This is a genomic window from Amycolatopsis sp. NPDC051045, from assembly GCF_040682955.1.
GTDB lineage: Bacteria > Actinomycetota > Actinomycetes > Mycobacteriales > Pseudonocardiaceae > Amycolatopsis.
On the sequence record NZ_JBFBCC010000016.1, the window covers coordinates 123,364 to 132,853 of the forward strand.

The 9,490-nt window shown below is 72.1% G+C and carries 8 protein-coding genes and 1 riboswitch; of the genes, 6 read left to right on the plus strand and 2 right to left on the minus strand.

Features of this window, described 5'->3' with window-relative positions; genetic code table 11:
* Window positions 1-88: 88 nt before the first annotated feature.
* Window positions 89-167: riboswitch (S-adenosyl-L-homocysteine riboswitch) on the plus strand.
* 14 nt (window positions 168-181) lie between these two features.
* A complete protein-coding gene (gene metH / locus AB0M80_RS32050) occupies window positions 182-3,826 on the plus strand; it encodes a methionine synthase (RefSeq protein WP_364572410.1) in 3,645 nt (1,214 codons plus the stop codon).
* Here the strand turns inward: metH and AB0M80_RS32055 are convergent.
* Together AB0M80_RS32055 and AB0M80_RS32060 are read right to left on the minus strand one after the other, a co-directional pair.
* Complete coding sequence (locus AB0M80_RS32055) at window positions 3,808-4,959, minus strand: FAD-dependent monooxygenase (RefSeq protein ID WP_364572412.1); 1,152 nt, start codon at window positions 4,957-4,959, stop codon at window positions 3,808-3,810. The genes metH and AB0M80_RS32055 overlap by 19 nt on opposite strands.
* A gap of 65 nt (window positions 4,960-5,024) precedes the next feature.
* The gene (locus tag AB0M80_RS32060) at window positions 5,025-6,443 is read right to left on the minus strand and encodes a hypothetical protein (protein WP_364572414.1); all 1,419 of its coding nucleotides are present in this window, start codon (window positions 6,441-6,443) and stop codon (window positions 5,025-5,027) included.
* 104 nt (window positions 6,444-6,547) lie between these two features.
* Here AB0M80_RS32060 and cutA point away from each other — a divergent pair, with 104 nt between their 5' ends.
* From cutA to AB0M80_RS32085, 5 genes are all read left to right on the plus strand, one after another.
* Window positions 6,548-6,877 carry a divalent-cation tolerance protein CutA gene (cutA, locus tag AB0M80_RS32065; RefSeq protein ID WP_364572416.1) on the plus strand — a complete coding sequence of 110 codons (330 nt, stop codon included), beginning with the start codon at window positions 6,548-6,550 and terminating at the stop codon, window positions 6,875-6,877.
* 9 nt (window positions 6,878-6,886) lie between these two features.
* On the plus strand, window positions 6,887-7,594 hold the full coding sequence (locus AB0M80_RS32070) for an RraA family protein (protein ID WP_364572418.1): 708 nt from the start codon (window positions 6,887-6,889) through the stop codon (window positions 7,592-7,594).
* 94 nt (window positions 7,595-7,688) lie between these two features.
* A complete protein-coding gene (locus tag AB0M80_RS32075; RefSeq protein WP_364572420.1) occupies window positions 7,689-8,153 on the plus strand; it encodes a DUF6292 family protein in 465 nt (154 codons plus the stop codon).
* A gap of 58 nt (window positions 8,154-8,211) precedes the next feature.
* A complete protein-coding gene (locus AB0M80_RS32080) occupies window positions 8,212-8,859 on the plus strand; it encodes a response regulator transcription factor (RefSeq protein ID WP_364572422.1) in 648 nt (215 codons plus the stop codon).
* A 72-nt stretch (window positions 8,860-8,931) separates the two neighbouring features.
* Complete coding sequence (locus tag AB0M80_RS32085; RefSeq protein ID WP_364572424.1) at window positions 8,932-9,330, plus strand: ATP-binding protein; 399 nt, start codon at window positions 8,932-8,934, stop codon at window positions 9,328-9,330.
* The last annotated feature ends 160 nt before the right edge of the window (window positions 9,331-9,490 follow it).

The following is a 9,490-nucleotide window of genomic DNA, read 5'->3' on the forward strand; positions in this document are numbered from 1 at the left end:
TCCATTGTGGACGGATCGTGTCCCAATCCGTGGACGCGCCGGCGGGGCGGGATGGCGTGCGCGGGCCCGGATCCGATACCGTGGACCACAGGCCGAGAGGCGCTGCAACGGACCACCGGGTCCGCCACGCTCGGCCGGGAATGACCAACCAAGGGCGCCTCCCCAACGAGGGAGGCTGCCGGTGAACACCCCGCGACAATCCACGGTGTCCGACTCGACAGCGCGCCTGCGCGAGCTGCTCGACCAGCGCGTGGCGGTGCTGGACGGCGCCTGGGGCACCATGCTGCAGGGTGCCGGGCTGACCCCGGCCGACTACCGCGGTGACCGCTTCGGCGAGCACACCCACGACGTCACCGGCGACCCCGACCTGCTCAACCTCACCCGCCCGGACGTCATCCTCGACGTGCACCGCCAGTACCTGGCCGCGGGCGCGGACATCACCACGACCAACACCTTCACCGCCACCAGCATCGGCCAGGCCGACTACGGCCTGCAGGCGTACGTCCACGAGATGAACGTCCGCGGCGCGCAGCTGGCCCGCCAGGCCGCCGACGAAGCCGGCGGCAAGTTCGTCGCCGGGTCGATCGGCCCGCTCAACGTCACCCTCAGCCTGTCGCCCAAGGTCGACGACCCGGCCTACCGGGCGGTCACGTTCGACCAGGTCAAGGCCTCCTACGCCGAGCAGATCGCCGGGCTCGCCGAAGGCGGCGTGGACCTGCTGCTGATCGAGACGATCTTCGACACGCTGAACTGCAAGGCCGCGATCGCCGCGGCGCGCGAGGTCGCCCCGCACCTGCCGTTGTGGATCTCCGTGACGATCGTCGACCTGAGCGGCCGGACGCTGTCGGGGCAGACCGTCGAGGCGTTCTGGAGCTCCGTCGAGCACGCGAAACCGCTGGTCGTCGGCGTGAACTGCTCGCTGGGCGCCGAAGAGATGCGCCCCCACGTCGAGGAACTCTCGCGGATCGCCGACACCTACGTCGCCTGCCACCCCAACGCCGGGCTCCCGAACGCCTTCGGCGGCTACGACGAAACGCCCGAGGAGACCGCCGGCCTGGTCGGCGGCTTCGCCCGTGACGGCATGGTCAACCTGGTCGGCGGCTGCTGCGGCACCTCCCCGGCCCACATCGAGAAGATCGCCGCCGCGGCGAAGGGCGTCGCTCCGCGCGAGGTGCCCGCGCCGCGCCGCCACACCCGGTTCAGCGGGCTCGAGCCGTTCGGCATCGGCGCCGACACCGGGTTCGTGATGATCGGCGAGCGCACCAACGTCACGGGCTCGAAGCGGTTCCGCCGGCTGATCGAGTCGGGCGACCACCAGGGCGCTGTCGACGTCGCGCTGGAGCAGGTCCGCGGCGGGGCCAACCTGCTCGACGTCAACATGGACGCCGACCTGCTCGACAGCGAGGAGGCGATGACGACCTTCCTCAACCTGATCGCCACCGAGCCCGAGGTCGCCCGGATCCCGGTGATGGTCGACAGCTCCAAGTGGACCGTGCTCGAAGCCGGCCTGCGCTGCCTGCAGGGCAAGGGCGTGGTCAACTCGATCAGCCTGAAGGAGGGCGAGGAGCCCTTCCTCGCGCAGGCCCGCATCATCCGGAACTACGGCGCCGGCGTCGTCGTGATGGCCTTCGACGAGCAGGGCCAGGCCGACACCGCCGAGCGCAAGGTGGACATCTGCGGCCGCGCCTACGACCTGCTGACGCAGAAGGCGGGCTTCGCGGGCGAGGACATCATCTTCGACCCGAACGTCCTCGCCGTCGCCACCGGCATCGCCGAGCACAACGGCTACGCGAAGGCGTTCATCGACGCGCTGCCCCGGATCAAGGAGCGCTGCCCGGGTGCGCGGACCAGCGGCGGCATCTCGAACCTGTCCTTCTCCTTCCGCGGCAACGACGTCGTGCGCGAGGCGATGCACTCGGCGTTCCTGTTCTACGCCGTGCAGGCCGGGCTGGACATGGGCATCGTCAACGCCGGCCAGCTCGCCGTCTACGAAGACATCCCGAAGGAGCTCCTCGACCTGGTCGAGGACGTGCTCTTCGACCGCCGCGAGGACGCCACCGACCGGCTGGTGAGCTTCGCCGAGAACGTCAAGGGCAGCGGCACCAAGCGCGTCGTCGACCTCTCGTGGCGCGAAGGCACCGTCGGCGAACGCCTGTCGCACGCGCTGGTGCACGGCATCGTCGACTACATCGAGGAAGACACCGAAGAGGCGCGCCGGACGATGGCGCGGCCCCTCGAGGTCATCGAAGGCCCGCTGATGGACGGCATGAAGATCGTCGGCGACCTGTTCGGCTCCGGCAAGATGTTCCTGCCGCAGGTGGTCAAGAGCGCGCGCGTGATGAAGCGGTCCGTCGCCTACCTCGAGCCGTTCATGGAGGCCGAGAAGGAGGAGGCCCGGCTGGCGGGCCGGGCCGCGGTGTCGAACGGCCAGGGCAAGGTCGTGCTCGCCACGGTCAAGGGCGACGTCCACGACATCGGCAAGAACATCGTCGGCGTGGTGCTGGGCTGCAACAACTACGAGGTGATCGACCTCGGCGTGATGGTGCCGACGGCGAAGATCCTCGACACCGCGGTCACCGAGGGCGCCGACGCGGTCGGGCTGTCCGGGCTGATCACGCCGTCGCTCGACGAGATGGTCAACGTCGCCACCGAGATGCAGCGGCGCGGGCTGAAGCTGCCGCTGCTCATCGGCGGCGCGACGACGTCCCGCCAGCACACCGCGGTCAAGATCGCCCCGGTCTACGACAACGCGACGGTGCACGTGCTCGACGCGTCGCGCGTGGTCGGCGTGGTGTCCGACCTGCTCGACCCGGACCGCTCGATCGTGCTGGCGGAGAAGAACCGGGCCGACCAGGAGGTGCTGCGCGAGCAGCACGCGAACAAGCAGCGCCGTCCGCTGCTCACCCTGGAGCAGGCCCGCGCGAACCCCGAGAAGGTGGCGTTCGACGGCCTGCCGACTCCGGTGTTCACCGGGGTCCGCGTCATCGAGCCGGGCATCGCCGAACTGCGCGAGATGATCGACTGGCAGTTCCTGTTCCTGGCCTGGGAGCTCAAGGGCAAGTACCCGGCCATCCTGGAGCAGCCGGTCGCCCGCGAGCTGTTCGACGACGCGAACACGCTGCTCGACCAGATCATCGCCGACGGCAGTTTCACCGCGAAGGGCGCGTACGCGTTCTGGCCGGCGCACAGCGAAGGCGACGACATCCTGCTCGACGGCGACTACGCGCACGTCAAGTTCCCGATGCTGCGGCAGCAGACGGCGAAGCCGGAAAACCGCGGCAACCGCTGCCTGGCCGACTACATCGCCCCGGTCGGCGACCACCTCGGCGGCTTCGCGGTGGCCATCCACGGCGCCGAGGCGCTGGCCAAGCGGTTCGAGGCCGAGCAGGACGACTACCGCGCGATCATGGTCAAGGCGCTGGCCGACCGGCTCGCCGAAGCGTTCGCCGAGCACATCCACCTGCGGGCCCGCCGCGACTGGTTCGAGCCGGACGCGCAGCCGAAGCTGGAAGACCTGCACGCGGAGCGGTTCCGCGGCATCCGCCCGGCCCTGGGCTACCCCGCCAGCCCCGACCACAGCCAGAAGCGCGAGCTGTTCGAGCTGCTGGAGGCCGGCGAGCTGGGCATGGACCTGACCGAGTCGTACGCGATGACGCCGGCGGCGAGCGTGTCCGGGCTGATCTTCGCCCACCCGGACTCCCGCTACTTCACCGTCGGCCGGCTCGGCCGCGACCAGGTCGAGGACTACGCGCGCCGCAAGGGCGTCGAGGTCGCCGAGGTCGAACAGTGGCTGCGGCCGAACCTGGCCTACGACCCCGGGGTGTAGTCCGCCAGCTCGATGTCCGTGGCGAACTTGTCGGTCGCCTTCAGCATCAGGCCGAGCAGGAAGCGGGACTTGAACGTCCAGTCCCGCAGCTTGATCCGGAGCGGGGACGGCGGCGCGAGGAACGGGCCCGCGCTGCCGCGTTGCGAGACCTTCGCGTAACCGCGGAACTGGTCCTCGTAGCGGGCGAACGCGACCCGGTGGTCGCCGTCCGCGGCGAGGAGCTCGCCCGCGAGCACGTACGCGCCGACGATCGCCAGGCCGGTCCCGAAGCCGCCGAGGGTGTTCCCGTAGGCCGCGTCGCCGAGCAGCACGACCCGGCCGCGGGAGTAGCGGTCGATCGTGACCCGGCTGAGGGAGTCCAGGTAGAACTCGCGGGCCTGCGGAACCTTGGCCATCAGCTCCGGCACCCGCCAGCCCGCGCCCTGGTAGGCGTCGATCAGCAAGCGCCGCTGCTGCTCGGTGTCGGTGCGGTCGTAGTGCAGCTCCGGGGAGGCGAACACGAAGAACGCCGACGCCTTCGGCCCGCCGACGGCGGCCATCCGGCCCGGTTCGTTGTACATCACCGCTTCGCCGTCGGCGATCTCCTCGCCGAGCTCGGCCAGGGCGTAGTGGTAGCCGAGGTAGCGGACGTGGTCGCGTTCCGGGCCGAAGGCCAGCCGCCGGACGTTCGAATGGATACCGTCGGCGCCGACGACGAGGTCGAACCGGCGTGGCTCGGCGTGGGCGAAGGTGACGTCGACGCCGTCCGGCGTCTCGCTCAGCGCCGTGATGGTGTCGCCGAAGAGGTATTCGCCGTCCGCGTGCCGGTACAGGATCTCCGCCAGGTCGCCGCGGCCGATCTCGATCTCGCCCCCGGTGAACTCGCCGGGGATGACCGCCTGCGATCTTCCGGTGGCGTCGACGATCGTCTGGTCCTGCCCGCCCGTCTGACGGCGCAGGACCTCCTCGAGGATGCCCATGCGTTCCAGGACGGTCCGGTGGGTGGCGCCCTTGAAGTCGACGGCCTGGCCGCCGGGCCGGACCGCGGGGGCGCGTTCGACGACGGTGACGGTCCAGCCGTAGCGGGTCAGCCAGTGGGCGAGCGCGGGTCCGGCGATGCTCGCGCCGGAGATCAGGACGGTGCGGTTCTTCATGGCGCCGAGCTTCGCCAGGGGCCCTTACCCGTTCCTGGCGAAGCGCTGACGGCCGCCGTCAGCCGCTACTCGACCGCGCCGTTCTGCGTGAGCAGCGTCCGGTACCAGGCGTCGTACGGGTGGTTGGTCGCCGGGTAGTTCGCCAGGGGAGTGGTGGCCTGGCCCGCGGAGTCGAAGTCCCAGCCGCGGACGAGCTTGCCCGCCCGGCGGGCCGAGGTGATGAACGAAGACTGCGACGCGGGCGCGCCGTAGAACAGGGCACCCTGCTGGAGCTCGGCGCTGTCACCCTGCTGGAACTCGTCGAACGCGACCTGCCGGTAGCGGATCCGGTCACCGGGGACCCGGTCGGTGTCGGCCCGCAGCGTCTGCGCCGAGGTCGGGCCGTCCGCGCCGGTCCACACGGACACCGTGCGGCCGGCGCTGCCGGCCGTCGCCTTGGCGAACCGGGGATCGGCGGTCTTGGCGTTGCCCGTCCACGAGACCGTGGTGCTCGACAGCACGCCGTCCCAGGCCCAGTTCTGGCTGCTGCTCTGGCTCTGGTGGATCTCCCGCAGCCGCGTCCCGGCCGCGTCGGTGAAGGCGACGGTCGGCAGGACGCCGTTGTCGTACTGGTGGCTCGCCTGCCACGTGATCTCGCCGTCCGCGCCGAGCTTGCCGACGTGGTACCAGAGGGTCGTCGCGCCCGGGGACTGGTGGACCTCGACGAGGTCGCCGTTGTCGTTGAGCGCGACGGCCGGCGTCTGGCCGCTGTCGTACTTCCCGTGCCGCAGCCAGGTGACCCGCCCGTCGGCGCCGTAGGTCCCGGTCCAGTACCAGAGCGCGCCCGCCCCCGAGTCGTGCACCTCGACGACCTGGCCGCGGCCGTTCAGCGCGACCGCCGGGTGGTAGCCGACGTCACGCCGGTACTCGGTGCGGGATCCGCCGTCGCCGGACAGCAGCGGCAGCACGCGTCCGCGCAGGGCGTCGACGTCCGGCTGCGCCGCCGGGTAGTCCTGCGCCCGCAGCAGCCGGCCACCGAACACCGACTCCAGCTCCTGGTTGAGCGCGGTGAGGTTGCCCGCCGCGGACGAGGGGTTGTCGGTCAGGTCGTCCTTGAGGTCGAGCATGACGACGATCGGTGCGGCGGCCGGGTGCTGCGCCGACCACGTGTTCACCACGGCCAGCCAGTCGCGGAGGTTGTTCGAGGCCGGGTTGCCACCGCTGTGGTCGACGAGGTTGCCGGGCGAGTCGTGCCCGACGGCGTAGTCGTGCGAAGTGGCGTAGCCGTTGTCGTGCACGTCGAGTTCCAGGAACCGCACGCCGTTGTCGAGCTGGTGGGCGAGGGAGTTCTTGGCCCCGTCGACGTTGCCCGAATAGCTGTTGTGGGTCGCGCGGAACACCGACGCGGTGAAGGGCGGGCTCGCGGCGTGGGCCGTTCCACCGGCCGGCAGGGTGGCGGCGGTGAGCACGGCGGTGGTGAACGCGGACAGGGCCAGGCGGCGCATCCTCGGGTCCTCACGTCGGGGAACGGGGCGCCGCTCATCCTGGCCGCCGACGGGGTGCGCTGTCTCGGATTCCGGGTGAACCCCTCGCCGGTAGCCTCGAACCCATGGCGGCAGAGCACGTGATCGTGACCTCGACGACGGACTCGGAAGCGGCGGCGCGGGAGCTGGCCGCGCAGGCGGTGGAAGCCCGGCTGGGGGCCTGTGCCCAGGTCGTCGGCCCGATCACCAGCGTCTACCGGTGGGACGGCGCGGTGCGGACCGACCAGGAGTGGCGCGTGGAGATCAAGACGACCGCCGGCCGGGTGCCGGCGCTGACCGACCGCCTGCGGCAGCTGCACGGCTACGACCTGCCGGAGGTGATCGCCACCCCGATCGTCGGCGGCAGTGCGGAGTACCTGGCGTGGCTGACCGGGGAGACCCGGGACGCTGGCTAGATTCGGCGCATGGACCACGAAGGACTCAGACAGCGCTTCGCGACGCTGACCACCGCCCACCTCGCCGACGCGTGCATCCGCGCCGGGCTCCCGGTCCGCTGCGCGCCGGCGCCGACACGCGCGGTGGTGGCGGGCAGCCGCCTGTTCGGCCCGGCGGTCCCGGCCCGGCACGTCGGCAGTGTCGACGTCTTCCTGGAAGCGTTCGAGGACGCTCCCGAGGGCGGGGTGCTCGTGGTCGACAACGGCGGCCGGCTCGACGAAAGCTGCGTCGGCGACCTCGTGGTCCTCGAGGCGCGCGCCGCCGGGATCTCCGGCGTGGTCATCTGGGGCCTGCACCGCGACACCGCGGACATCAAGGCCATCGGGCTGCCGGTGTTCAGCCTCGGCTCCCTGCCCACCGGCCCGCTCGTCCTGGGGCCGCGCGTCGACGGCGGGCTGGCCGAAGCGATCGTCGGCACCTGGCGCATCGGGCCGTCGGACCTCGTGCTGGGCGACGACGACGGCGTCCTCTTCGTCCCGCTCGCTCGCGCGGATGAGCTGTTCACGCTCGCGGAAGGGATCCGCGACACCGAACGCCGCCAGGCCGACCGGATCCGCGGCGGCGAGCCGCTGCGGCAGCAGGTCCGCTTCGGGGACTTCCTTGCCGCCAGGGAAACGGACCCGTCCTTGACCTTCCGCGCGCACCTGCGGGCCGTGGGCGGGGCGATCGAGGAGTGAGGCCCGGCGCGGCCGCCCAGCCGATTCCACACGAAAGTGTGATCGTTGCCCGGATCGGGTATTCCCAGGCTGCAGCGGGCGCGGGAGGCGAACCATGAACACGCTCATCGGCTTCGGCAGGGACATCGAGTACCACTTCGCCCGGGGGCTGCGGGCCTACCTCGCCCGGGTCGCCCGGGCCGTCGGCGTCGGGTTCGAGTCGTGTTCGCTCGACCTCGACGTGCCCGCCTCCGGGTACGTCGCCCTCGACCGCACGCTCCCGGACCTGCCGGGGCACGATCTGGCCCTCATCTGGGACGAGGTGCACGGCTGGTCGGCGGTCGTCGAGCCCGCGGGCGGGGGCGCGGCGAAGGTGCTCGCCTACCTCGGCGGTCCCGAAGTCCTGCCCGCGCCGCGCGCGGTCGCCCGGTTCCTCGAGGTGCTGCGAGTCGCCGGGCCGCCCGCCGGCTCGTTCCGCCCGCCGGTGTTCCGGGCGGCGGGCCACCACGAGGACCTCGTCGACTGGCTGCCGGTGACCGGCCCCGAGGGGCTGCTGCGGCCGAGCTCCCCGGCTTGGTGACCCGCGGCGGTGCCGCGCCTAGGATGGGCGGTCAGTCACCAGCGGAGTGAGGAACCCCGTGAGCAGCGCCGATGAGCCCCGTCCCGTCCGTGTGCTGCTCGTGGAGGACCACGACATGGTCGCCGAAGCGCTGCAGCTGGCCCTCGACCGCGCCGACGGCATCACCGTCGTCGCCCGGGCCCGGTCCCGGGCGGAGGCCGTCGCCGACGCGCGCGAGCACGCCCCGGACGTCGTGGTGCTGGACCGGCGGCTCGCCGACGGCGACGCACTCGGCGTCATCCCGCAGCTCGGTTCGGGTGGCGCGCGGGTGCTGGTGCTGACCGGCGACGCGAACCCGGCGGTCGCCGTGCAGGTGGCCAAGGCGGGTGGCGCGGGGCTGCTGCTCAAGTCGTCCCAGCTCGGCGCGCTGGAATCCGCCGTGCGCGAGGTGGCGGCCGGCGGGGTGGTCTTCGACCCGGAACTGCTGCCCGGCGTCTTCGACCGGCTCACCGGCCGGGGACCCGCCGCGGGCGCGGCGCTGACCGCGCGGGAGCGCGAAACCCTCGACCTGCTCGCCGAGGGCGCGACCACCGACGAGATCGGCCGCCGGCTGGGCGTGTCCCGCAACACCACGCGCAACCACGTCCAGCGGGTGCTGGAGAAGCTCGGGGCGCGGTCGAAGCTCGAAGCCGTCGCCGTCGCCCGCCGGGAGGGCCTCATCGGCTGATGCACCTGCACCAGCCGCGTGGGGGGCGTTTGCCTCTCGCACCGCCGGGCGCGGTAGCTCAGGCTTGAGCCTGTGGACATCCCTGCTCGGCTCATCGCGGAGTGCGTGGTCAGCGACCTGGCCGGCGGCCTCGCCGTGGCGCGCCGGTTCGCCCGGATCACCCTGCTGGCCTGGGCGCGTGACGTCGCCGTCGACGACGCGCTGCTGGTCGTCACCGAGCTCGCGGCGAACGCCCTGCGGCACGGCGGCGGTGCCCCGGTCCTGCGGCTGAGCGTGGACGGCCCGGGCGTCCGCATCGAGGTCTTCGACGACAACCCGGCGCCTCCCGTGCGGCGCCCCGCCGACGCCGACGGCGGCTGGGGCCTCGCTCTGGTCGACCGCCTGTCCACGGTGCGGGGAACCGCGCGCCACGGGCGCGGGAAGGTGGTCTGGTGTGTCCTGCCCGCCTCGTCCGCCGAGCTCGCGGGCTGAGCACCGCGGTTCGCGGCCGTGCCGGGCGTCCGGCGATCCGGCAGAGTTGCCGCATGGACGACGACCGGTTCCGCCTGCTCGTGCAGAGCGTTCAGGATTACGGGATTTTCATGCTGGACACCGAGGGCCGGATTTCGAGCTGGAACGCGGGGGCGGAGCG